The sequence below is a fragment of the Nakamurella sp. GG22 genome, from assembly GCF_052976845.2.
In genome coordinates, this window is sequence record NZ_JBRIIO020000039.1 from 1 (window position 1) to 26,192 (window position 26,192).

The 26,192-nt window shown below is 63.8% G+C and carries 6 protein-coding genes and 1 pseudogene; 5 read left to right on the plus strand and 2 right to left on the minus strand.

Annotated features, from left to right (window positions below; genetic code table 11):
* Window positions 1-299, minus strand: a pseudogene (locus tag ACVBEQ_RS24960) (hypothetical protein); the annotation flags it as partial.
* Window positions 300-560: 261 nt separating this feature from the next.
* Between ACVBEQ_RS24960 and ACVBEQ_RS24965 the strand changes: the two are divergent.
* Window positions 561-1,328, plus strand: a complete 768-nt coding sequence (locus tag ACVBEQ_RS24965) for a helix-turn-helix domain-containing protein (RefSeq protein WP_447156104.1) — start codon at window positions 561-563, stop codon at window positions 1,326-1,328.
* 164 nt (window positions 1,329-1,492) lie between these two features.
* Here the strand turns inward: ACVBEQ_RS24965 and ACVBEQ_RS24970 are convergent, their stop codons facing one another.
* The gene (locus tag ACVBEQ_RS24970) at window positions 1,493-1,828 is read right to left on the minus strand and encodes a histone-like nucleoid-structuring protein Lsr2 (RefSeq protein ID WP_447156105.1); all 336 of its coding nucleotides are present in this window, start codon (window positions 1,826-1,828) and stop codon (window positions 1,493-1,495) included.
* Between the two features lie 1,157 nt (window positions 1,829-2,985).
* Between ACVBEQ_RS24970 and ACVBEQ_RS24975 the strand changes: the two genes are divergently transcribed.
* The 4 genes from ACVBEQ_RS24975 (at window position 2,986) to ACVBEQ_RS24990 (ending at window position 25,985) form a co-directional block, all read left to right on the plus strand.
* The gene (locus tag ACVBEQ_RS24975) at window positions 2,986-6,204 is read left to right on the plus strand and encodes a LysM peptidoglycan-binding domain-containing protein (protein ID WP_447156106.1); all 3,219 of its coding nucleotides are present in this window, start codon (window positions 2,986-2,988) and stop codon (window positions 6,202-6,204) included.
* Window positions 6,205-8,134: 1,930 nt separating this feature from the next.
* On the plus strand, window positions 8,135-16,030 hold the full coding sequence (locus tag ACVBEQ_RS24980) for a SpvB/TcaC N-terminal domain-containing protein (protein WP_447156122.1): 7,896 nt from the start codon (window positions 8,135-8,137) through the stop codon (window positions 16,028-16,030).
* Window positions 16,015-16,260: a hypothetical protein gene (locus tag ACVBEQ_RS24985; RefSeq protein ID WP_447156107.1), complete on the plus strand. Its 246-nt coding sequence runs from the start codon at window positions 16,015-16,017 to the stop codon at window positions 16,258-16,260. Before ACVBEQ_RS24980 ends, ACVBEQ_RS24985 begins: the two co-directional genes overlap by 16 nt.
* A 14-nt stretch (window positions 16,261-16,274) precedes the next feature.
* Window positions 16,275-25,985 (plus strand): Tc toxin subunit A-related protein, encoded by a 9,711-nt coding sequence (locus ACVBEQ_RS24990; protein WP_447156108.1) that lies wholly within the window; start codon window positions 16,275-16,277, stop codon window positions 25,983-25,985.
* Window positions 25,986-26,192: the final 207 nt, after the last annotated feature.

A 26,192-nucleotide genomic window follows, 5' to 3' on the forward strand; every position in this document is an offset into this window, starting at 1 on the left:
CAGTCGGTGATTAAGCTATTAAGCGCCCGGTTCATCGAGCACGAATCGATGCCGAACTGGCCACCGTCCACGTACGGCACCACATCGACGACGCCGCAACGCGTCCCGACGCCCCCCTCGAGGGGTACCGCCCCCGCCCAAGCGGGCCGAGGCAGCTCACCGCCGACTATCTGCGCATCGCCACCACTGGCACCTACGACACCACCAAGTACCGGTCCCCCTCCGAAGCCCGGCAGGCCGTCCTCGACGCCGCCGTCTGGGCAGGCCTCACCCTGCCCGCCGTCCTCGCCCGCATCCACAACGGCACCTGGCCCGGCCTGGCCGCCTTCTACACCCGCTACCGCAACCCACGCACCCGCCGCACCGCGGTCCTGGCCGACTGGCGCAAAGCCGTCACCTGGGTCACCAAACAGGCCACCTCACCGCAAACCCGCCATGTCCATAAATCCCCCACAAGCGAGCCACCATCACACGGGGGGGCACCACCACCCACCCAGCAAGATCAACAAAGAAGAGGGACCCCCGCGGAATACCAATGGCTGCGTACCTGGTGGACCGCCATGACGTTGCTCGAGCGGACCCGCTACACGGGCCGCAGCAGCATCGGCATCCGCTGGGTCCTCCGGGCACTGGGGGAAGCCGCGATGAAAAGCGGCTCTCGCTACATCGCCTTCGGAGTCCGATCACTGTCCATCGCGACCGGCCTGGACCACACCACCGTCGCCGCCCACCTACGCCAGCTCCGCGACGAACCAGACCCGCTGATCGACCTCATCGAGAACGACCGCGGCCTGGCCGGCGACCTCTACCAACTCCGCATCCCCGACGAGATCACCACGCGGGCAACCACCATCAGCTGGCGACACGGCAAACTCCACGCGCTACGACCCGTGTTCCGCGAACTCGGCCACCCCGCCGCGATCGTCTACGAAGCACTCGAAACCCAACCAGGCCGGCCGGTGCGCAGCTTCGACCTGATCACCAGCACGGGCCTCGCCCGGTCAACGATCCACGACGCCCTGCACACCCTCGCCGCATGGAACCTGACCCGTCAACACCGCGGCCGCTGGTCACTGACCACAGCACACGGCCTCACGATGCTGGCCGAACAATTCGGATGCATCGACGACGTCCGCGCACACGTCAAACGTCACCGTGAAGAACGCGTCGCGTACCGGCGCGCACTCCGCGTCGTCGATCGACACACCGAAACCAGCATTTACGTCACCGGCACCCAGTACTGGCCCGACCCCGAACCACCACCGGAAATCGAAACACTGCTAGACCTCCTCGAACGCGAACTCGGCGCCCACCTCATCCAGGCCTGACGCATAACCGGTCGCGGCACCACCCCGTAGGCCCGCCATCACGCAACGACAACCGATGCCCTTCGGCCGCCCTGTCCGGGGTCACTAGGCACGGCGGAATTGGGTCACCGGACAGCCCACAGCATCCTGTCCAACCTGGCCTGCGGAGTGAGCGGTTGACTGGCCTACGAATTCGCCGCAGTGTACTGCTCGAGCACGGTCGCGGGGATCCGGCCGCGGGACGACAGCGCGACCCCGCTATTACCCGCCCACGCCCGGATCTGAGCAGGGGTGGCAGCGACGGCGCCGCCACGCGTTTTATTGGGTCGAGCCGTGCTGCGAGGCGGCCTCACTTTGCGAGCGTGGTCGACAAAGTCGGCGAGGGCTTTCCGCAGCGCGGTGGCATTCCGCTTATTCAAATCAATGTCGTACAGCACCCCGTCGAGCCCGAATCGCAGGGTTTCCGCTGCTTTTCCACCATCGAGGTCGTCGACCAGCGTCACCGATTGCTGCTTAGCCATCTGGACTCCTTTATCTTTTCATTCGCCGTTGGAAGGCAGCCTACGCGGTTCCACAGTCACCGGTAAACGATTCGCCGACTGTCGCTGCGTCGAGGGTCAGCACCCAGCAATCCTCCCGCACCGCCGCACCAACGTCCGTTCGTGCCATCAGCTAGCCGTCGACAGGCGGCCACGGTGCCAAATAGTTTGGCAAAAGGGCTACAAAAAACAACAGACAACGGTTTACGGGCGAGATCGCTCCGCGTGACGGAGGCGGTTGGCCGTATCTGGTTCATTTGCCGTAACCCGGCGATCACCCTCAGCGTGACCGGTTCACGGAAGCTGGCGAGCCCTTACGATGTTCGGTCGAACGACAGGCCTGCCCACAATGCAGCAGACTTCCCATCAGCCAAACTGATGCCGCCGGGGCGTTGTGGGGTCTTAACGGCGGGCAGCGGTTACGCGACTACGCTTCTGAAAATCGTTTAAAAACGATCGACCGTGAGGGCATGCGGTCGAACGATCGTGGTCAGCCGTTCGATCGCTAGGCGCGCCGAGAATGTGGCCCCGTGTGGTAGCGCGGCGGTGAGTCGTCGGATCGGTGGTAACAACCGACCGCTTGAGTGGACCAGGGTCGTGATCACAGTGAATGGTCAGCGGCCCCTGCTGGTCAGGCGGGTATGGGGGATTTGGAACTGAGGCAAGGGGCCGTACTCGCGGGGCCAGCCCCGCAACTCTCCGATCACGGGCCAGTCGCCATCCCGCGGTGCCAGGTCGCTGACTCGGCAGACGAACACGGCGTCACGCGCCGACACTGGGGGCGTATTGGCGGCCGTCGTCCGTCCCTGGACGGCAGCGCATGCATTTGGGGCAAGAAATGCGCGAGGGTCAAATTGGGCGCGCTGCCGGAGATTCGGGAGACAACGCCCGCTGCACAAGGTCGAGAGCGTCGACTCGCACCTAAAGAGGCCGCCTGCGCCGAACCCGCGTCCCGGAAACCGTCTCTGATGCTCGTAGGCGGGCGCCACGCAAACCCGTCGTTCCGTTCAGTGCACCAACAGGATGATTCGACCGGTCGCCGTTGTGGCCGGGGTTGCTCGGCGGAGGAGGACCGCGCAGCATGGAGGCGGTGGCGAGTATGCGGAAGCTAGCTTGTTTCCGCTCTAACGGGAGGCGTCATGGGCGACGAGATCGTGATCAGCCGGGACCCCGCTCTGCTGAGGGCCGTTCTGTTGGAGCACTACCCCGACGTGATCGACCGACAGGTCGCCATTAAGGAGCTCGTGTATCTGGGCAAACTGAAACAGGAGGATCTGCGGCGCTCAGGACCGCGGACTGAGCCTCGCGAAGCGGTCCGCCAGGCCAAGGAGGTCGGGCTCACCTGGCGCCGGGCCGTCGAGGAAGGGCGGACCGGTAGTTGGAGTGCGCAGAACGACCTGCCTGTTGTTCTCGGCTTTGCCGAGAAGTTGCTGGGCGGGGCGCCCTCGGCGACGGCGAAAGTGCTGAGCACAGTGGTAGGTCTAGCCCAAGACGCGATGGGTCTGACACCCGTTCAAGACTGGTTCGCCCTCGAAAGCGCGGTCGAGTCCTCACGTTGGCAACGTCAGCTGACGATCAGCGACCTCACCCTCGACGACGACATCAACTTCATTACCGACAGTTGCCTTAGCGACCGGCTGTGTGCCACGGAGTCGACTTACGTCGCGCCGAAACTAGCAGGCAAACGTACCGAGATGCCAGCGACGCCAGCTGGAATCGTCTTCGAGCACGGGGAGGTCTTCGGACCCGCGATCCGCAAAGCGGTGCGCTCCGACGGCACCCTGGTCATCGATGCGGAGGAGCTGAAGAAGGAGCTGGACGAGCGGTTCGGGGAACTGCAGATAACCATCAAAGACGGCACCGAGGGCATCCGCTCCGAGCTCGCCGCGATCCGTGCAGGTCAGGAAACGGTGCTGGGGTGGGTAGCCGAGCAGCGGGCCTCGGAGGCGGAGCGGCATGCGGCCGAGGAACGTAACGCACGCCGGACCGAAATCGTCCGGGAAGCCGAGCCGGTGCTCCTCGGAGCCCAGGGCAGCCTGCAGGTGATCACTTCACTGATGAGCCTCGTCGACCCGAAGCTTGCAGGAGAAGTCGCTCGGGTTGGCGGAGCGGCGATTCAGGTGGCCCGCGCAGGTGTTGAGCTTGTCCAGGTTGCCGCGAACATTTCAACCGCCGTCATCACTGGGGCTGTCGCAGCCGGGGCGATGGCAGCGACCGGGAACTTCATTGGCGCGGCAGTAGCCTTAATCAGTCTCTTCGCTGGCGGCGGGCCAAGTGACACTGAGCGCATCCTGAACGCCATAGAAGATCTGCGTACCGACATGCGCGACCTGCGCGAGGACATGTCGGGGCGGTTCGACCGAATTGAACGGCGTCTGGACCGTATTTACGCCGACGTGATGGCGGCCATGGACCGTATCGATCTGGGCAATCGAAGGTTGAGCCAGAAGGTCGACGTAGTCTTGGCCGGCCTGCAGCAGCAGCGCGAGGCGCTGACGAGTGTCGAGCGGAACCTGTTGGCGTACTTCAGGGAGGCTGAGCGCGAGGAGCTCAAGCTGGCGATGGACACGGCGCTGGGGCGTCCGGCACGTTCGGAAGAACCGGAGATGACGGTAGCTGAATACCAGGCCTTCGAGGGCGAGTTCTACCGGTGGGCGACCGAGCGATGTCAGGGCAACATCGAGTCGCGAGTGGTGGGTCGCGACAAGGACTTCGCGTCACTGGCCACGGAGCTGACCTCGCCGAGCGCTAGCGCCGCAGACAACCTCGCGCTGGTGATTGCGGTGGCGCGCGAGCGCGAGTGGCCCGGCGCGGTGAACCTGCCGAACCGGCTAATACCAAACCCGGACACGTGGGCCGTCGCCGCGAGCGCGTTCACGCAACTGGAAAGTGAGTGGCCTGAGCTGGCCGCGCGGACCAACAGCGCCGATCTGGATGGGCGCCGCAAGTCCGTGCGCTTGAATGGACTATTCGTCCGGGAAGTCCTTGGCGGTCTCGTGGCTGAGGTCGACGGTGAGGACCGCAATTCATTGATGCTGGCCTGCGACAGTGTCGCCAACAAAGCCATCGAGCTGGGTGAGGCGCTGGAGCGGGCGGCCGTAGATTGGGAGGACGAGCTGATGCGCGCTGAGCAGGCCGCCCACATCCCCTACGTCCCGAAGTTCACGCCCCCAGACGCAAAGGAACAATGGGACTACGCGCCGAGAATCGATGTGAGCCTTGATGTACGCGGGTTCAGTCAGCTCCCACCCGAGATGACCCGCCGAATGCCAGCCACGCTGCGCGCTGTCGCCGGTGCCGATCGCGCCGACGCGCTCGCAGTTGGTCGGTTCGTGCAAGAGCCCGGGCAAGAGGAGGGAGTCGTGCGGGCGTATGTCGATGTGTCCGTTTGGCCGTTCCAGCGGGCGGAGGGAGGAGACAACCAATACCCTCCCGACCCGGGTCCACCAGCGCTGCGGTACAGCGTCCGGGCTTCGGCAGCTGAACCCGCGGCAGAGTCTCGGAGCGAATCCCTGGACAAAATCTGGGGCGCCGACAGATGGGGGCGGGAGTGGTCTCCGGCCTTGGCCCATGCCGAGCCAGTCGAGGTCAATTGGCAACTGATAGACGGGTTGCGCCCATACGTCGCAGGCTGGCAACGCATTTGGCGCGAGGATCCGCAGACTGGCTTGTATCCGTGGCTGCACAACAAGCTGCTGTCGCAGTCCGCCCCGGAGCCGCTGGCTACGGCGAGAGAGGCGTACACCGGCTCCCGGGTGCTGTTGGACACCTTGCTGACGTTGGCGATGCCGGTTCAACGCGAGTACCACGACATAGTCCGGGCGACGCTCGATGGCTTACCCGTGATCTTCGGCGGGGTAGGAATCCCGGTGGTTCAGGAGGTCGCGCATCTAATGACGCTCCGCGAGGCGGAAGGTGGGCCACAGCCTGGCGGCGCAGGCGAGGGTCGCCTCGCCAATGCCGTCACTCGCCTGACAGCTCAGCCGCTTGCCGTGCTGCGTGCAGGCCTGAATCAGTACCGCAAGGAGGTCGCGGCGGGGACCGAAAAGGTGTCGCAGCCGTTGCTCGAGCAGAGCCTGCTGCGGTTAGGGGTTTCGGAAGGCATCGTGACGGTGAAGCTGCGTGTCGCGAAGCTAGACCATGTCACTCCACCGCGGCCGCCCACCGGGGCGGAAACGCCTGAGAATCCAAAAATCTATATCGTAAAGAGAGGAGACACCTTAGCGTCCATCGCCCGCACGCTGCGAGTCCCGGGCGGATGGAGAGCACTCTACGAGGCGAATCGTGACATCATCGGTCTGGACCCGAACATGCTCAAGGTCGGTGTGAAGCTGGATCTCTCGTCGTTCGAGGCCTGACCCCCTCGCAGGAGCGGTGGCGCGATGGGGCGTAAGCGATAACGGATTAAGTCGAGTACGGTGGCGAGCTTATGAGTGCGGCGCGGGAGGTGCTCCTGAACGAAAGATGACGCGAGACCACATGATGTCTAATGGCGTTTGGTGCAAGTCAATTGGTTAGTGCCGCGGTGAACCTAACAGCGCGCAGCCGGTCATTCGGCTGCGTCAATCGGCATCGAGAACTTTACGCTTCTGCCTCGGGCCACGGATCCACCCATTTCGCAGGACTAGCGCCTAGTACTGCAGCCGTAGATCTCCCCAGTCCCACCATGCCGCCTTCGACCAGGCAACCCAACGCTTCGGCAAATCTGTCGCGACCCAGCGGCCCCGCCACCGATCTATATGACAAATTCAGGCACGACCCCAGGGTCCCCACCAGAGACTGCCTGGTCACGTGCTCACTGCCTCGTCACGTGCTCGCTGGCCAACCTGCAGAGGCAGCGTACAACCAAGGCTGTCCGCCGAGGTCTCGGGTTGTCAAGTGATGGCGCGGTTGTCTCTGTCGATTCGGTTCTAGTGCAAACCTAGCTGCGCAATTGACTGATCGATAAGGGTCCGGCGGAGGGACGTGCGACATGGCAGTTACGCAATGTTCCAACCACACACGCCGGGGTCGCTGGCCGTGGCATACTTCACCCTCCGAGGCGCGTCGCTCCCAGGGGAAAAGGCTGTCCAGGAAGTCCAATACACTCCCGGCAAATAATGGGTAGGGCTGGCAAGAATCGATCGCACACTTGTTCCTGGAAGCGTCACAGGCCATCGCCCCGTCACCAAACCGACAGTTGCCGAGTCAACCACCATGGGCCCTCGGTACCTGCGGACCAGCAAGCCAGGCGGTGAGCTTGCTTTCCACTGCCATTTTCGTACCCGGTGACATGAGCGCCGCAGCATGCGGTGTACTCGAGGCGCCGGTAATTGGCGTGCCGGCAAACACGACCCGGCTTTCCCCGGACGCCTTGGTCATCGATCCATGAACCGCCCTCCGGCGTGCTGCTGTGGGGGGAATCAAAGTAGCTGTTCACCGAGTTCACTACAGTCCATTTCGTCAGCCGCGGTAACGACCCATCCCACCCGTTCGTCTGGACCAAACGCGCGACAGACCACTAGCCGTCGAGTAAGTCGTTTACCTTTGCTTGTTCCGCAGGACGGGCGTCGCCTCGCCTAACTCGTCGCCGAGGTTCCACCATAATTCGTCGGCGATGTTTCGGCGCAGCCAACAAGCGGGATCGAGGCGCCCAAGCCGACGACTGTCCTTATGGCGATCTGCGCGAGAGCCGGAACCACCGATGCACAAGGCCTCGGCGCTACTCCGTGGGGGTTAGAAGTACGCCAGGCCAAACATGCTTATCAAACGCAACTCGGAGCGCTACGGTGGCTGGGTGGAGCGCGCACCGCATGTTCCGGGCACATCAGTGGCTTACCTAGCGAATCAGCCTCGGCCTGCAGTTTAATCTGAACCCACTCGGTGCTTGCTCGCCGGTCCGACAAGTTCATTTTAATGCGCTTGCGCAACGCGGATTGACGGCTCCTTCCCTGTCCTGCCGTGTCAGCGTCGGTGAACTCACGATCGCGCTAGCTGATCCTGGGGGTGTGATTTCGGCACGTGGTTGCCTTGTCGCCCGGCCGATCCGGGCGCGTTCCTAGTCTCCCTAGGGCCGGCCACGCTAGTTGTTCTAGTGGGGCGACAAGCGTCTGCCCTACCCGCGCCGCCTCTTCGGCCACTACTAACGACTTGGCCGTTGGGCACCAACTTGACAGTCGCAGGGTCGGTCGGAGGCCAATTGGGTGATGAGGGGCGATCCTTAATGCCTTGGCACCTCGCCTATGCCACCATGATCTCCAATATGTCCGTCTTCGAGGGACGGAGTTGGAATTGGTGGGTCTGCGGGAGGTGACACTCTCTGAGCTCTCGATTGACCATACTGTCGAGGTTGAGGCACTCACCGGGATAGCGCGGTTGACCGTTCCGCTGTCGATGAGCCCGGGCCGGTCGATGTTCACTCCGGATCTGGCGCTTGTGCACGCTACGCCCGGCCGTAACTCCCCGTTTGGGGTCGGGTGGGGCCTCGCTGGACTTCCCGCGATCGGCCTAGACACCCGTCGAGGGCTGCCTGACTATTCACCCACGACTGATCGCTATCTTTATGCGGGTGGGGATCGCTTGGTGCCTTACCGCACGCGCCAAGGAGCGTCGTGGCCGGCCGTCATATCCCAACACGGGAACTTCACCATTGAGCGCTTCAGACCCGCCGTGGAACGTTCGTTCGAGAGATTCGAGAAGTGGACGCGAAGGACGACTGGACGAACACACTGGGTGGTACGAGCACGCAACGGCGTGATCTCGCTATTCGGACAGGCTGCCGACAACTCGACGCGGATCGCCGATCCAGCCGACCCCGATAGACGTGTCTTCCAATGGCTTCTCGAAGCGCAGTACGACCCCAAGGGAAACGCCATCGTCTATCAGTACAAGAAGGAAAATGCGGACGGCGTCGACACCACCTCGGCGTTCGAATCTCCTCGGGCTCGCACTGGGGACGCGCCGTCCCAGCGGTACATCAAGCGGATTCTGTACGGCAACAGCACCCCGATGGGTCATCGGGCGCTCGTCGACCCGGCGAACGAATGGCGATTCGAGGCGGTTTTCGACTATGGCGAGCACGCGCAGGCGGCGGTCCCGACGCCGGGCGAGGTGCTGGACGATGCTATTTGGGACGTTCGGCTCGATCCTTTCTCTACTTGCTTGCCAGGCTTCGATTTGCGCACTTATCGTCTCTGTCGCAGGGTGTTGATGTTCCACCGGTTCCCCGAGCTCGGCGCGACGCCGTGCCTGGTGAATGCCTTCGAGCTTTCCTACGACGAGCATCCGGCGGGCTCGATGCTTCGTCAGATCCGACGGCGAGGCTATCGCCGGGATCTCACCTCGGGTGTCAGCGAAGATCGGGCGGTTCCTCCGCTAACGATGGTCTACGGCACAAACGAACCGGCACGGTCGTTCGAGGTCTGCGACGGTGTCACCGACCTTCCGTCCGGACTCAGCGGTCGGGAGTACCAATGGGTCGACCTGCGCAACGAAGGAGTCCCCGGCTTTTTGCATCGCAATCAGGGCTGCTGGTACTACAAGGAGAATTTGGGCGAAGGCCGGTTCGGGCCCTTGGTCGCGGTGGACGAATTGCCCGCGGCGATCTCTGAGAGCTTCGAGTTCGACGACCTCGAAGGCGACGGCAACCTACACCTTGTGTCGATCGAGGGCCGGGAAGCTGGACACTTCCGCCGTGACAGGGCGACCCATGAGTGGGAGGGGTTCAGGTCACTGAATGGGCTCCCGCGCATCGACTTGGTCAACGCGCGAGTTCAACGGATCGACCTCAACGGCGACGGGCATGCCGACCTCCTCATCGACCACCTGGACCGCCTCGTCTGGTACCCGTCATTGGGCGCGGACGGCTTCGCCGAGCCCAGGGAGCTCACGAAGCCTGACGCTGGTGCAGGTGGCGCGCCCACATTGACGCAGGACAGCCGCATGCGGACGTTCTTCCTCGACATGACTGGTGACGGCGCGTTGGACTTCGTCCGCGTCGACAACGGCAGAGTCGAGTACTGGCCCCACCTCGGGGACGGAAAGTTCGGCGCTGGCATCGTCATGGAGGGCGCTCCTCAGATCGACGGCTTCTACGAGATGGACGGAGCTCGGATTCGCTTCGTCGACCTCGACGGCAGTGGGACGGCCGATCTCCTGTACATCGGCAACGGCGAGGTGCGCTGTTGGAGCAACCAGAGCGGCAATTCCTTCGGCCCGATGGTGCGAATTGCCGGCCTCCCCTACATCGACCGCGCAAGTGCTGTGCACATCTTGGATTTTCTCGGTGACGGCGGTCGCTGCGTGGTCTGGTCGACTCCGCTCGCGTCGCACGAGGGCCACGCGATCAGTTACCTCCGGCTCTGCAGCTCGACGCCATCGCGCGCCCTGCTGTCGGTCAGCAACGGTGTCGGCCGCGAAGCCCGGCTCGAATACCGGAGCTCCGCACGTGAGTACCTCCGCGACAAGTCGTCGATGGAGCCGTGGCAGACGCTTATGCCCTATCACCACTCCGTCGTGACTCGATTCGAGGGGTTCGACCGTGTCCTCGGTGCCTCGATGGTGACCCGCTACCAGTACCGAGATGGATACTTCGATGACCGCGAGCGCCGTTTCGGCGGGTTCGGTTTGGTCACGTCGTTCGACTCCGACGCCATCCAAGCAGCTGGCGCGGCCGCCATTGAGGAGTCCGCTCCTCCGGCCGTCGTGCGCAGCTGGCATCACACGGGCGCCCCATTGGACCCCGGGCTGAGCGGGCTCTTCTATCGGGGTGACGCCAGCGCCGCGCACGTCGGTGTGCCGAGGGTGGAGGCCACCACGGAGCTGACGACGGCGGAGCAGATGGACGCGGACCGTGCGCTCGCGGGCATGCCTATTCGGCAGGAGATCTACTCGACCCGACCGGACGGAACCCGGGAGACACATCCTCTCCGCACTGTCGAGTTTGGCTACCGGGTCCGCCACCTCCAGTCGTCCCCGGACCGTAGCCAGCCGGTGTACACGTTCGCGCAGTGCGAGCTACTGAGCTACGAGTACGAAGGAGACGCCACCGACCCGCGAGTCGCGCACGAGTTCGTGCTCCACACCGACGATTTCGGAAATGTCAACACCCGATTGTCGCTCGGCTACCCGCGACGTCCGGTTGGCCCTGCTCCGAACCCGGAACAGAGTGATCTGTTCGCCGAGCTCCACCTGCGGCAGCACGTGAACTTCGACGACGCCGACCGATTCGAGGTCGGTATCGAGCAACAGGACCGTCGTTATGAGCTGACGGGGCTGGTGCGGCCCGCGGCCGGCGTCTTCCGGTGGAGCGACGTGGCCGGACAGTGCGCCACGGCACTGGCCAACACGATCGACTTCCACGAGGTTGCCGCCGGTTCCAGCCCCCAGGCCCGGCTGCTCGCCTGGAACCGCAACGTCTACTGGGATGACCAGCTCACCGCAGCGCTGCCCGGTGGCCGAGTGGGATCGACGACGCTGCTGCACCATGTCGAGCGGGCGATGCTCCCGGAGTCGGCGGTCGCCGGCTCGTTCGGCGGGCGGATCACCGGCCAGATGCTCACGGTCGAAGGGCGCTATCTTTCGGCCGACGGGCATTGGTGGGCCGAGGCCACCACCTACCGCTACGCAGAGCGGCCGCGGTTCCATCGGCTGATCCAAGAGTCCGACCCCGGCGGCAGCAGGCAGGTCTTCGCCTTCGACGCCCACGACTTGCTGGTGGTGTCCATCGACGACGCCTTCGGCAACCGGATCGAGAGCACACCCGACTATCAGGTGCTGGCATCCAGCGCGGTCGTCGATGCCAACGGCAACGTCAACGAGGCGCTGTACGACCCCCTCGGCGTCGCCTTTGTGGTCAGCGCGCGAGGACGTCAGCTCGGGGCGGATGGGCAACCGCACCCAGTCGGCTCCGAGCCGCTCTCTAAGTACGTTCACCGCGGAGACCATGCCGTCGGGGACGTCCTTGCCGATCCTGCACGATTCGTCCAGGGTGCCAGCCGGTTCACGATGCACGACCCGGAGGCGTTCCAGCGAGGGGACGGACCACCGTGCACCCTCGTGCTGGAACGAGAGCAACTGGTCTACGACGGCGAGGGTGGCGGCCCGGTTGCCACCGGGCGGATCGCCATGGCTATTACCTACAGCGACGGGTTCTCCCGGCCGGTGCAGACAAAACGTCGGGTTGACGGCGGGCCGGCCATTCAGCGCGGGGCCAACGGAGCGGTAGTCGTCGGCGCCGGCGGCGAGCCCATGCTTTCCGTCGCAGCGGCACGCTGGCTGACCAGCGGCCACGACGTCATCAACAACAAGGGATGGATTGTCCGTAGCTACGAGCCGCTGTTCTCGACGGTCCCGGCGTTCGAGGCCGACGCGGAGCTGCGCTCCTACGGGGTGGCCACGCTAACCCGCTACGACGCGGTTGGTCGCGTGATCCGCCGCGATCTTCCCAACGGCACCGTCGTCACCAACATGTACAGCTCCTGGTGCACGCACCACTCGGACGCTGTCGACAATGTCGTCGGATCGGCCTACGAGACCGCGCGGAGCGCGTTGCCTCCCGGCGACCCTGAACGCAACGCGCTGACCATGGCGCAGGCCCTCGCCCGCACCCCGACGATCGTCGAGATAGACGTACTAGGGCGCACCACGACGCTGCGCGAAACTGGGCCGGGCGGGGTAGAGCGAGTGACCGTGACCAAGCTCGGAGCGCGGGGACTGACCGAGCAGGTGACCGATCCTCGCGGCCTTGTCATGTTTACCTATCGGCACGACATGCTGGGGCGAGTGCTGTCCGAAGACTCACCCGACAGTGGTCAGCGGTGGAACCTTTACGACGTCCACGGCCGTCTCATCCGTCGATGGGATGGACGCGGGGCCGACTTCGAGCACGCGTACGACGTGAACGGCCGGCGGACCTCAACCCGCCTGCGCAGGCCCAACGGATTCGATGCGGTCATCGAGCGGACCGTTTACGGTGACAATCCGCTGGTCGAACAGGCTGACCTCAGGAACGTCCGCGGGCGGGTAATCGAGCAGTACGACAATGCCGGTTTGCTGACGCACGAACTCTACCACCTGGACGGCCAGGTTCGGTCCAGTGGTCGACGGCTGCGCGACGCCCCCGACGCTCACCGCATCATCGCCGACTGGTCGACCCTGGGTGCGGTCTCTCTTGGAGGCACTGTCCACCGGACAGAAACTCACTACGACGCACTCGGACGGCCAGCCAGTCGTTTCCTCCCAGACGGGACCACCCGAGACTACGACTACACGGCTGCCGGCCATCTCGGCGAGGTGCGGCTAACGACGGCTGATGGGCAGCTCAACCAATCGGTCATCGCCACTGCGATCCAAGCAAACGCACGCGGCCAGCGAACGCTGGTTCACCTAGGCAACGGCATGGAAACCAGCTACGACTTCGACGCCGAAATGTTCCGCTTGACACACTTTGCAACTCAGATGAGCACCGGTACCGGAAGTCGCACGTATCTCGATGTCGATATCACCTACGACCCCGTGGGCAACGTCACCAGGTTGGTCGACCACGCGCAAGAACCCGCCGCACCCACCCCACTCATCCAGGGCCTGAGCACGAGCTCGGCATCGGAGTACACCTACGACGCCTTCTACCAGCTGGTGGAAGCGACCGGCCGAGTCCACCAGGGGCTACTGCAGCACGACTACCGGTCGGGCCTGTCTGCGCCGGATGCGATCAAGGGAACGCGTCACCTATCTCTCAACAATGGCGCCGCCGTCGAGCGCTACCGACGCACCTACGGCTACGACCTGGCCGGCAACATCACTCGCATCCAGCACCTAGGTGCGACGAACAGCTGGACGACGGACATGTCGGTTTCGCCCACTTCCAACCGATCAGTGCCGAGCCGAGGGCTCGACGGCACACCGACCGTCAACCCTGAGCTGTCGTTCGACGCCAACGGCAACACGACGGTTATGCCCCACCTGCGGTGGATGGAGTGGGACCACGACAACAACCTCACGCGGGCCGTGATCATCGACCGCACCGCGACGGGCGAACCCGACGACGCGGAGTACTACGTCTACGGAGCCGACGGCCGGCGAGTTCGCCGCATCACCGAGCGGCTCGTCACCGGGCAGGTGACGACGACCGAGATCACATATCTCGACGGGTGCGAGATCAAGCGCATCCGACGCGGGAACAACACCTCGCTGCTGCGCCAGACGTCACACGTTGCTGACGGTTCGCTACGACTCGCCACCATCTATCAGTGGACGGTCGACCAGACCGGGCTGGAGACCAGTACCGTCGGCACTCCGATAGTCCACTACGTCGTCGGCAACCACCTCGGATCAATCTCCCTCGAGCTCGACGACGCCGGCGGACTCATAACCTACGAGGAGTACTTCCCCTACGGGGGGACGAGCTTCATCGCCGGCCGGAGCGCCAGGGATTCGAGGTTGAAGGACAACCGCTACAGCGGGCAGATTTGCGACGACGCCACCGGCTTCTACTGCTACGACTTTCGCTACTACGCGCCCTTCATCGGCGGTTGGCTCAGTCCCGACCCTATTGGTCCCGCCGACGGGTTCAACCTTTACCGTTTCGTTCGCAACAACCCCATCACGTTCGTCGACTTCAACGGGCTGCAAACGGACTTCGCACACCCGGTGGTCGGCTTCAAGCGCCAGAAATCGGTCCCGACCAAGCGCCCTCTACCCCTCACACAGCGCACCGAGGCCGCCTATAAGGAGGTCAGCGAATATGTCTCGAAAGAACGCATCAAGGGCGCCGTGGTCTGGAACCCAGCAGAGGGCAACTGGTCCGTCCTCGACGGTCCACTGCCTGAGGGGGTGCTGACCGGCGCGGACCTGTTCCCCGTCGGGGGAAGCGAGGGCTCGGGAAGTAAGCCCGGAATAGGTCAGGGCCACGGCAAAGAATCCAAGGGGACGGCCAAGGACAAACCCGGCGAAGGCGACGGTGACAACACTGGCACTGCGGACGGCAGCGGGGGCGAGGGCGCGAAGCGCACCGAGGCGAAGAAGGACGAGAAGCGAGGCACGGGAGGGTCCGGCGAGAAGGGTTCGGAGGACGGCAAGTCACCGGGTGGTGGGCAGCCCGACGGGGCCCAGCCCAGCAAAGAGGGCAAATCCGACGACAAAGGACCCTCGACCAAAGCGTCCGGCTCGCACGAAGAGGAGGGCGGGGCCGACCCAGGCAACGACACCGATCCCGGCACAACGGGCGCGTTTGGTGGCGACCCCCGTGGTGAGCCAGGGGCGGAAGGTGGCAGCGGCGTCCGTCCGGACGGTGTCAGCGGCAGTACGGCCGGGGCCACAGACCCCGGAGGCTCGGGTGACGCAGGTCGCAGCCCCGAGGGACGCGAGGGGGGCGAACCCGAGGGCGAGCGCGGCGGCCTGCGCGGTGGTACTGGCTGGCTCACTCTGCCCACCTGGCTCGCGGACCCGCTCAACGACATCGCCGATGTCGCCGCCGCCGTAGTCGACCATGTCCAGGTCGGCCTCGACATCATCGGGCTGATCCCAGGTCTCGGCGAGATCGCCGATGGGCTTAACGGCCTCATTTCATTGGCCCGCGGCGACTATGCAGGTGCTGCGCTCAGCTTTGCGGCGATGATCCCCCTCGCGGGATGGGCGGCGACCGCAGGCAAATTCGGAAGGCGCGCAGTGAAGGCGGCTAGCCAGGCCGGCGACGTTGCGGCCGTCATCACTAAGTATGGCGACGAGGCGGCGAGCCTGGTTACCACAGCCACCAAACACGTTGACGAGGCTGCTCAGATCGCAACCAAGAGCGCTGACGAGCTGGCGAGTGCGGCTAACGAAGGCCGCACGCTGTACAGGGGCATGACCGAAACAGCGATGGGTACTCCTCAAGTTGGTTCTTCAGCTCGCCAGCTCGGCGTTCGATCAGGTCCAGGGCCGGGAACGGATATCCCGGTCGTCGGTGGGTCCGTCAAACCCGGCACCGGCGGAATGTCCGTGTCTCCAGACACACCCGCTAATCTTCCACCCCACCGACGACCACCAGAATTGGGCGGTACAGGCAAAGACCCTGTGTGGAAGATCGAGGAAAGTGAGCTCGGGACTGAGCTTCGGTTCAACCAGGACAGCCCAACGCACGGACTGATCGAGCCAGCGTACGAAATGACGCTAGATGCCTACAACAACGCTTTGGCTAGCCTCCAAAGCCTATGGAAGAAGCTATGAACGGGCCTGCGCTGCGTGATGCACTTCTAGCAGCCGCGAAGGTGGACCTACGACGTCTCCTTGATGTCCTAAGGGACTTCCAAGCGATCGGCGGTACGCGCGACGACGCCTACCAAGCACTGGAGTCAATACGCGAACGGGCCGACGAAGCGGTCGAGGACGTGATTCTCGAGGCCATGGACTTCGTCGTCGGCTTCTGCGCACCTGACGCGCGTATCTGGCCCGACTAATGAGGGAGAACATTATGGACAAGCAGGAGTTGCTGTATTTGGAGAAGCACTCACAACTCAGCGTCAATGAGCTACTCGCTTTGGATGCCCGTCGCGCGGAGCCAGCTATCATCCGGCTCCAGGACCGCATCACCAAATCTGCCGTCCAGCGTCTCGACGCGAACTCCGGCCAATTGCGCGAGATCATGAGCACGCGCCGTCTGAACATCGCTGGCTCGACTCCAGCGACCTCCCTTCGTGACGCCACGATCGACGCACTGCGAGTAGCCATCCAGGAAGAAGCCGAGCTTGGTCAGAATGAGGACACGCTCAACGAACTCCACCAACTCGAAGAGTCGATCGAACGACCGTCCGCGATCGGACCTAGTTCTGATGTCTCGATCGGCGACCTGCTGCGACTCGACGAGCCGATCGCCTTCCATCCGGAATTTGCCCGAGATCTGGCGGCCGCGAGGCTTTACCTGGTCAGCGATGCAATGGGCTTGCCTGACAACGTCGCCACTGTGCTGGTCGAACGGGTGGGGTCGGTGTACGAGCTGACCGACGACCGGCTCAGGGCCTTGGTCGAGGACGGCTCATTTTCGGCAGACGAGGCTCGAAAAGCAGGGTTGGGGGCAGCGATGTTCAACCTGCTAGATGACCGTCCCGAACTGGTCAGGGCCGCCAAGGCTCGTGTCGCCGATATCGAAGAACTCGCCGGAATGGGACGTGACGACTGGGTACGTCTCATCCAGGAGAGTCGAACAATTCCTCCGGGCGGCATCGACCCTGAAGAGTATGCGGTTCTTTTGGCGCACAAGGTCGAGCGCGTTTTCCCCACCGAGACGCTCCACAAGCGGCTGCGCGAGACAGACGTAGCGGCGATCGTTGCTGACAACTCCGCGTTGCACGCGATGCGCGACCAAAACCCGGGCGTGGGGATCATCGGCGTCCGCGATTTCAGCTCGCTGGACGACTCGTCCTTCAGCGAGGACGAAGTTGCGACTCTCAAGGCCCACTTCGAGAACACGGTTGGCGTCGCTAATCGATATGCCGGCATGCGCCTGGCCTCGGTCTTCGATGACCGCCGGCTCAGCGATTCCGACCGCGAGGGCGAGGTGTCACGCCGGATCGAGCTTGCCAACGGCTTTCTCGCCGACAACCCCGGTGCGCTCGGCGCCGACCTCACACACGGCAGCGACGACATTGCGCGGTTGTCATTCGGCGCGGCGGCGGACGACGACGACAGAGCAATGATGCTCGCCAATGCCCGCGTCTATCAACGAGCCTTGGCCGTGACTGACGACATCGACACGGCCGAGAAGCTGGTGGCTGGGGGATTCCGCTCCGCATTAACGTTGGCGATGACCCGTTCGGAGTTGATCGTCGCCAAGACCGGCCTGCCCGCGGCCGACGTCGCCGCCTACAAGGCGAAAGCCGAAGGGATTGCCTCCGGGTTGTCCGCCCACGTGGGATCGATCATCGACATCATCAAGGGCCAGTTTGTCGACTTCGCGGTCGGCAACATGAGCCCGAAGCTGGGTGGCTGGCTCAAGGAGATCCCGGGCTTCGAGGACTTTTTCGGCAACCAAGACTTCTGCGACTGCAAGCACTGCAACTCCATCCTGAGCCCAGCCGCCTACTTCGTCGACTTGATGACGTTCGTCGAGGACCACATCACGGAACCTGTCTTCGCGAGCAAGCCCACGCATCCGTTGACGCTGCGGAAGCGACGCCCTGATCTCTGGAAGCTCGAAGTCACCTGCCACAATTCCCACACGCCCATTCCATACCTCGTCATCGTGAACGAGATTTTGGAGAACCAGATCGCTCTCTCGACCGGCTTCGCCGGCGGGCTCGACGATCGTGTGGCCGTCCGTGCCAGCGTCTACAAGAACACGCTGCAGAACTCGGCAAAGACCTTCGGGCTACCGTTCAATCTCGCCTTCGAGCAGGTCAAGGGCTACCTGCGGCACTTCGAGCAGACCCTGGGTGACGTAGCGTCCGCCGCCAATGTCTCGGGTGACAAACTGGCGAGGGCTCGGCTGCGCCTGCCGGCCAAGGATTTCGACCTGATCGTCACTCCGAACACCAGCCTGCCCTTCCTGATCGCGATGTTTGGCATCCCGTTCACGTTGGTCGGCGGAGCAATTCAGCGCTTCGACGCGCAGCAACTTCTCCCTCCCCTCGCAGTGTCGAGGAGCGAGCTGGCCGATCTGACTGCGACCCATTACGTCACCGCAGACGGTGCCGTCACGGTCAGGGTCAGGGGCAGCAAGCGGAGCGCGCAGAGCGTCCAGAACGACATTGAGCACATCGAGGGGCTGACCCCCGCGGTTCTCGACAGGATGCATCGCTTCGTCCGGCTCTGGCGCGCCACGGGATGGCGGATCGGCGAACTCGACCTGGCGCTGCGCCACGTCCACCAGGCCGCCATGGGGGCAGACCTCGGCCCCGCAGTCGTCGCCGCGATCGCGTGGATCCAGGAGGAGATGGACCGTCGCGCGGTGAGCATTGACGAGTTTCTCGCCTTATGGTCACCGATTCCTCAACTACCCCTCGTCAGGACGGGTCCGGCCACCGACCCGACGATGGGCGTCGGTGCAACCGAGCCCGCACCCAGCAACGTCCAGCTCACGGTGAGCCTTCTCGACCGTCTGTTCAACAAGTCCCGCTTTGTCGACGCTGCGGGGCCTTACCCCCAGCCCGCAACCTCGTTCCTTCACGCCGGCTTGGCGAGCGCGCCGCCCGCGGCGGTCGACCCGAACCTCCATCGTCTTCTCGCCGGTCTCGGCGTCCAGGAGGCCGAGCTGCTGGACCTTGTCAGAGGCCTCGCCCGCCCTCTCGGCATCGACCTAGAGTCGGCAAACGACAACGACAAGCACATTGACCTGACCATCGAGAACCTGACCCTGCTATACCGTCACGCACGGTTGAGCAGGCTGCTCAGAGTTAGCCCGAAGGAACTCTTCGCGCTCGCCGCGTTGGCAACTGAGATTCCGCTGGCGCACGTGCACGGCGCCGCCGACCTCGCCGCGCTGTTCCGGGTGCACTCGTGGTGCAACGCGAGCGGATGGGATCTCGGCGAGCTGGTCGACATCGCCCGCCCAGGCTTGCCCCCGATCATCACAAGTTCCAGCCCTGTCGCCGGCACGGCGGGTGGCGAGACGGTTACCTCGATCGCCAGCAATGGCGGGACGGCACAGAACGCGGAGACAGTGACCTTCGGCGTAAATCCTCACCTGGCCGCCACCATCACCGACTGGAACTCTCAGGTGCAGAACGTCATTGCCTTCCCTTCCGACGCATTCGGCGTCGAGGACATCGGCGGACAGCACCTGTCTCTCCGCCCGGCGGCGGGCACAGGAGCCGACTCCCAGCTGGAGGTCGCCGCCGACTCCACGGCGATCTTCACGCCCGCGCCACCCGTGACAGCACGCGGAGCGACCCACCCTTCGCCGGCAGCGGCCGGGGACCTGCGGGATGCCGCGGTCGTCGCCCAGGAGTTCGTCGACAGCGTCGCCGAGTCGGGCGTAATCGTATTTGCCGACACGGTGTTCGCGGAAATAGCGCCGACCGCTCCGTCGGTCACCAGCCGTACGCCGTTCGCACCGCTCACAGGCGGCGAGTCGGTCACCTACACGCCGGTGCGCAGTGGACGAAGTGAGCCGACCGAGACAGTCACGTTCGCGGCCGCGACTACGGTCGACGCTGCGGTGCTCGACTGGAATGGCCAAGCCACCGCAACGCGAGCATTCCGTTCCGCCAGCACCGGGGTGGAAGACCCGGACGGCAACTATCTCTCCCTGGTGCTGCGGGCAGCTACTGGTAGCACCGCCAAGATCGTCATCGACATGGATTCAACGAACATTTTTGCCGCTGCAGTGCCCCAGACCACAACCGGTGCAGAGATCACCGACGCTCAGTCCCGCGCGATCGTGGCGGCCAACCCGGCCCTGGTTGTGCCCGCTGACTCCCAGTCGGGCTACCGCGTGGGGGCAGGAGTGGACCCGACGACGACGCCGCTCACCCTTCCGGCAGGGGTGCCGACGTCTCTCGCTGGAGCGATCAAGGACGTCATTCTCGGCCATCACAGCTCGGCCATCTTGGGGTCGATGCTGCCGATCGCCCTAGGTGTGGGCGTTGATCACCTCGACGCCCTCGTCCAGGTGCTTGGGGTGGACCTCGGTAACGACGTCTACTTCGTCGATCTACTCGGCGACACCACCGCACCCTCCGCGACGGCTGACCTGATCAGACGGCTCTGTCGGGTCGCGACAGTCTTCGGCGACCCCACGGTATTCACGCCGGAGCGGATCCGGTTCATCGGTGACAACCAGGCGATCTTCGGGATCGCCGACTTCGACGCGATCACGACCGCGTCCGCCCGTCAGCTCGCCGGTTTGCGGGAGATCGTCATCGACCGCGTCCTCAATGAGGACGACGCGCCGGATCTCGAAGCGGTCCTGGCAGCGTTTCACCCAGTGCACCGGTTCGCGAACGCCGACCAGACGGAGCTGGCCAAGCTCCTTCGTTGCGGCACGGCGCTATCGCAGTCCCTCCAGGTCAACACGCAACTCAGCGCTACCGCGATAGATGCGGTTCGGGAGCTGATCCGTGCCTCTTCCTTCGTCCAGATGCTGCGCATTGGCGCCGATGTGCTGACCCTTGCCCTCTCAAGCGACTACGACGAGCTCGCCAGCGCGGGCGATGCGATCCAGTCCGCAATCCGCGCGTCCTTCGAGGACGAGGACCTTTGGTCGACCACAATCGAGCCGATCGAGAACGCGTTGTTGTCACGCCGGCGCGACGGGCTGGTCAACTACCTCGTTAACGGTGGATCCAGGATCTTCAACGAGGTCGACGACCTCTACCACTACTTTCTGCTCGACGTCGAGGTCGAGGGTTGTATGCGCACCTCACGTGTCGCGGCGGCGATCGACAGCGTCCAGCTATACGTCCACCGATGCGCCCGCAACTTGGAAGGGACCTTGGCATCGGACCCCAACCCGATCCAGGTGCCACCTGAGTCGGTCATCGACGACGAGTGGGCGTGGCGAAAGAACTATCGGGTGTGGGAGGCGAACCGCAAGGTCTTCCTGTACCCCGAGAACTACATCGAGCCCGAGCTCCGGGACGACAAGACGCCGTTATTCGTCGAACTCGAGGAGGACCTACTCTCGCGGGAGGTCACCGACGAGGCGATCATCGAGGCGTACGGCAAGTACCTGCGCGGCTTTGATGAGGTCGCTCACTTGACCATCTGTGGCTCCTACCACGAGGTCGACGAAGACAGCGAGGTCGACGTCCTGCACCTCTTCGGCGTTACGCAGGACGACCCCCCGGTCTTCTACTACCGCCGAGTGGAGAACGTGCACTTCGGTATCGGCGACGCAGCGAAGGCCACTCACTGGGGAAACTGGGAGTCCCTCAACATCCAGGTCCCAGTGCGCAAGATCGCGCCCGTAGTGCACAACAGCCAGCTGTTCGTCTTCTGGATCCGGTACGTCACCAAAGCGCAGAACTCGGTGAAGGACGGGGCGAGCAAGTTCACCGGCTACCAGCACACAGCGTATGTCGATTTCAGCCGCCGGGAGGTAGACGGACGCTGGACGACGCCCCAGAAGCTGCGCCTCGACGAGAGTCCGTTCGTGGCCAACAGCTTCCCTGAGTCCTACAAAGACAACGGCGTGGTGCTCGATCCCATCGTGCCGAAGGACACCTCAAAGCAGGAGATCATCTGGTTCGAGTTCACTTTCTACTCGAACTTCGAGCCACTGTACGACGACGTGCCCCACGAGATCCCAAGAGACGACTACACTCTCGAAGGTTTCCAGTGGGACCAGCTCTACCCAGCGTCCGGCGAGCAGATGGCGATCCGTGGCGTCAACTTTCAGTTGTGGTCGCCCGTCGACCTCTACCGGTTCAAGATCGGCAAACAGTACGAGTACACCGGTTCATCAAGCGAAGAGGGTGTGCCGTGGTTGAACCCCGGGCTCTTCATCCTCATCTGGGCTCTCAGCGGCGGGAACTTCGACCTCACCTCACTGCTGCCGTCCGAGCTCGTATGGTCCCGTCTGATCAGCAACGGAACGCGCCGCGAGCTGCACTCGGCACCGTCAGGCCTGCCCTGCTTCGACACCTACACCTACGCGACGCTCCTGCTCGACGAGACACGACCTGCGTTCTACACGCAGAAGCTCGCCGCGACCGACCCGACCGGCAGTCCGGGGGCGTGGACCGGACCGCAGTGGGACGAAGTCATCACCGATTACCTCCAAGACAGGTTCAAGGTCAACCGGATTGGCGACGCACCGAGCGACGTAAGTCTCGACGTCGTGAACGGGTCCGTCGGGGACGTGATCATCCAAACCCGGCGAGACGCCTTCTACCTACAGCACGGAGCGCGCGCCGACGGCAGGTACCACCTGCGGCGTCTCAACACCAGCGTCAGCGAGAACATCGCCGACGTGCTGTTCAACCAGGGCCTGGAAGCCTTGCTGGAGACGAAGACGCAGTTCGGTTTCGCAGAAGCTCCCACCGGTCTCAACCTGGACCCCCAGAAGGTCTTCGACGCCTCCAAGACGGCAGAGCTCGACTTCGATGGGCCGACCGGGAGCTATCTCAGGGAGATATTTTTCCACATCCCGTTTCTCATTGCGGACCACTTCAACAGCCAAGGGCGCTTCGCTGAAGCCCAACGCTGGTATCACTACGTCTTCGACCCGACTGCCTCGGAGACGATCACCAAGATCCCTGCCGGCCTGACGGCCGAGGAGCGCCAGCGACGTGAGCTCGACCGCAACTGGCGGTACCGCGAGTTCCGCAACCTCTCGCTCGACACTTTGCGAGCGCAGCTGACAAACGCCGCCGCGATCGAGCAGTACAAGCGCGACCCGTTCAACCCTCACGCGATCGCCCGCCTGCGGATCAGCGCGTACCAGAAGGCGATTGTGATGAAGTACATCGACAACCTTCTGGACTGGGGCGATGAGCTGTTCATCAGGGCATTCGCCGAGCTCAACCCGGAGCTGCTGCGTGAGGCCACCTTCACATACATCTCGGCGCGCGAGCTCCTAGGCGACCGCCCAGCCCAACTTGGCGACTGCGGAGAGGGAAGGGTCATACCGAAGACCTATTCAGTGATCAAGAAGATGCTGGTCGACGATTCTGAGTTCCTGATGGAGATCGAGTCCATCATGTCCACCGGCGTCCGGACGTTCTCACCGTTGTTCGGGTCGAATCTGGTAGCCGTCGACTCGCGGCTGGCCTCGCGCACCACCAAGGCCGTTTACCGCGGTACGAAGACCTCTTCAGTCGAGGCCGCGGCGTCTGGCGCCTTCGACTCGGCCGCTGCGGCGGCCCGTCCCGGCGCCAGCCGTCGGGAACTCCTTACGTCAGCCCTCGCCAGCGCCCCCGTCCAGGTGCGCAACGTGGTCGGCCGCTTCACAGTCGCCGATAGCTTTATCATTCACCAGGCCCCAACGAAGAACCGCGTGACGGTTCCCGGGATCGTGACGAACGGCTCTTTCTACGATAAGGTCAAGTGGCTGCCCGGTTGGGGTGTGTCGCTCGGCCGCCAGATCAGTCCCGTGTTCTGCGTCCCCGCCAACAACCGGATCGGAGAGTACTGGGACCGGGTCGAGGAACGTCTGTACAAGATCCGTCACTGCCAGGACATCAACGGGGTCTTCCGACTGCTACCGCTCTTCGCGCCCGAGCTCGACCCGGGGCTACTAGTGGGCGGTGCGGCCGCAGGCGTCAGCCTCGAGGAGCTCCTGGCTTCCGCCAGCGGGGCGCTACCGCCCTATCGGTACCGCTACCTCGTGGATAAGGCGAGGGCGTACGCCTCGACCGTTCAAGGGTTTGGGGCCGCGCTCCTCTCCGCATTGGAGAAGCGAGATGCTGAAGATCTCAACAAGCTGCGCAACATCCACCAGAAGAACGTCTTGTCGCTACTGACCGAGGTGCGCAAGAACGAGGTCAAGGTCGCCGAGGAAGCGATCGAGGTCGTCGCCCGACGCGAAGCGGCTGCGCAGTACCGCAAACAGTTCTACGAAGAGCTACTCTCCACGGGACTTACCGGCGCGGAGCTCACGCAGACCGGCGCGCAACTGACGTCGATGGGCGTGAGGGCGACGCAGACCGCCCTCGCCGTCGCTGCTGGCATCACCTACCTGTTGCCGCAGGTCGGATCGCCGTTCTCCATGAAGTACGGCGGTCAGGAGGTGGGAAACAGTCTCAAGAACTGGTCCGCTGCCATGGGGATCATCGGGCAGGCGGCCGATATCACGGCAGCCATCGCCGGGCTCGCAGCCGGGTTCGAACGCCGTGCCGAAGGTTGGGAGCACCAGCGCAAGCTTGCCGAGCATGACGTGAAGGTGATCGAGAAGGACCTAGTTATCGCAAATCTTCGGCGTGACATGGCGAGCCGCGCGTTGCAGATGCACGAGCAAGCCATCGCCCAGCAGGACGAGGTGATGGACTTCTTCGCGCACAAGTTCAGCAATTTCGGCCTTTATACGTATCTATCCCGGACTCTTCAACAGCTACACCGTGCCGCGTACGAGGATGCGCTTGTGATGGCGCGGCTGGCGGAGAGGGCGTATCGCTTCGAACGCCAGGGCGACAGCTCGACGTTCGTCGGCGGCGAATGGGATGCATCACGCTCGGGGCTCTTGGCGGGCGAACGGCTGGTCGTCGGGCTGAACAACATGGACCGCCGTTACGTCGAGTCGAGCAGACGTCAGGCCGAGATCAACCAGAGCTTCTCACTGTCACAGATTGCACCATCCGCACTGATCGACCTCAAAGAGTCCGCAAGCTGCAGGTTCTCGATCCCAGAGTTCTACTTCGACCTCTACTACCCGGGTCAGTACAGACGCCAGATCCGTGGGGTTCGCTTGACAATTCCCTGCATCACCGGCCCCTACACTAACGTCAGCGCCAGGCTGACCCTCGAGCGTAGCTTCATACGCAAGGAGGCGGTGCTCGGGGCGGCCGCGCTCCACGAGGTTCCCGTGCTCGGCTCGGCGTCGGTGGCTACAAGCACGGGTCAGGGCGACGCTGGCATCTTCGAGTTCTCGTTCCGAGACGATAGGTACCTGCCTTTCGAAGGAGCCGGAGCGGTCACCGAGTGGCTGCTCGAGCTACCAGCCGGGTTCCGACCGTTCGACTACCACAGCATCAACGACATCATCGTGAACATTAGTTATGTCGCCGATGAGGATGGGGGTCTCCGACAGGATGTAGAGAGGGGAAACGCCGCGCTTGAGGGAGCCTTGCTTAACTACCTGACCGATAATACCCTCACGCGGGTGTTTAGCCTGAGGCAGGAGTACTCGACTGCATTTAACCGTCTGATCAGTACGCCGGCAGGAACAGTCGCGACGTTTGACATCGAGGACCGGCACTTTCCCTTGTTTCTACAGCGTCGAACACTGCAGGTGGCCGGCGCCGCTATGGTGATCGTCCCGACCGACCGTGCCAATGTGGGATCACTGCAGATCTCCATCAACGGCACCCCAGCCACGGGATTCTCCACCCCGAGTGATCCGGCCACCCTCGGCGACCAGTTCGGAGGGCTTCCGTCCATCGCCGTTGATGCCGGCGTGGCAGGCGGGCTGAAAGCAACTCACTCACTCGTCGTCGATGATGCGGGAACTTTGGCCGATCCCGCCGGAAGGGCAGCGTTCGCACCGGACGCGCTCCGAGACATCCTCTTAGTTATCGAGTATGGACTCTAATCGAGCCGGTCGTGCGCCATCAGTGAATTGTCGAGCTAGTCGGTTCTGGCCAAGATTCCGCGATGCTGGCTCGTGCTGTCGTGAGGCGAGCTGACGGAGCCGGCGGCACCCGTGAGTACGTGGACTTTTTGAGCCGGCGTGGGGCGCAGTACTCGGGGGCCCGGGCTGACCGAAGACGTCGCCCGGATCGTGGGCGACCTTGGCCAG

Coding starts and splice junctions, on each gene's coding strand:
- ACVBEQ_RS24975 (WP_447156106.1), top strand. CDS start 2,986: ATGGGCGACGAGATCGTGATCAGCCGGGACCCCGCTCTGCTGAGGGCC.
- ACVBEQ_RS24990 (WP_447156108.1), top strand. CDS start 16,275: ATGGACAAGCAGGAGTTGCTGTATTTGGAGAAGCACTCACAACTCAGC.
- ACVBEQ_RS24985 (WP_447156107.1), top strand. CDS start 16,015: ATGGAAGAAGCTATGAACGGGCCTGCGCTGCGTGATGCACTTCTAGCA.
- ACVBEQ_RS24970 (WP_447156105.1), bottom strand. CDS start 1,828: ATGGCTAAGCAGCAATCGGTGACGCTGGTCGACGACCTCGATGGTGGA.
- ACVBEQ_RS24965 (WP_447156104.1), top strand. CDS start 561: ATGACGTTGCTCGAGCGGACCCGCTACACGGGCCGCAGCAGCATCGGC.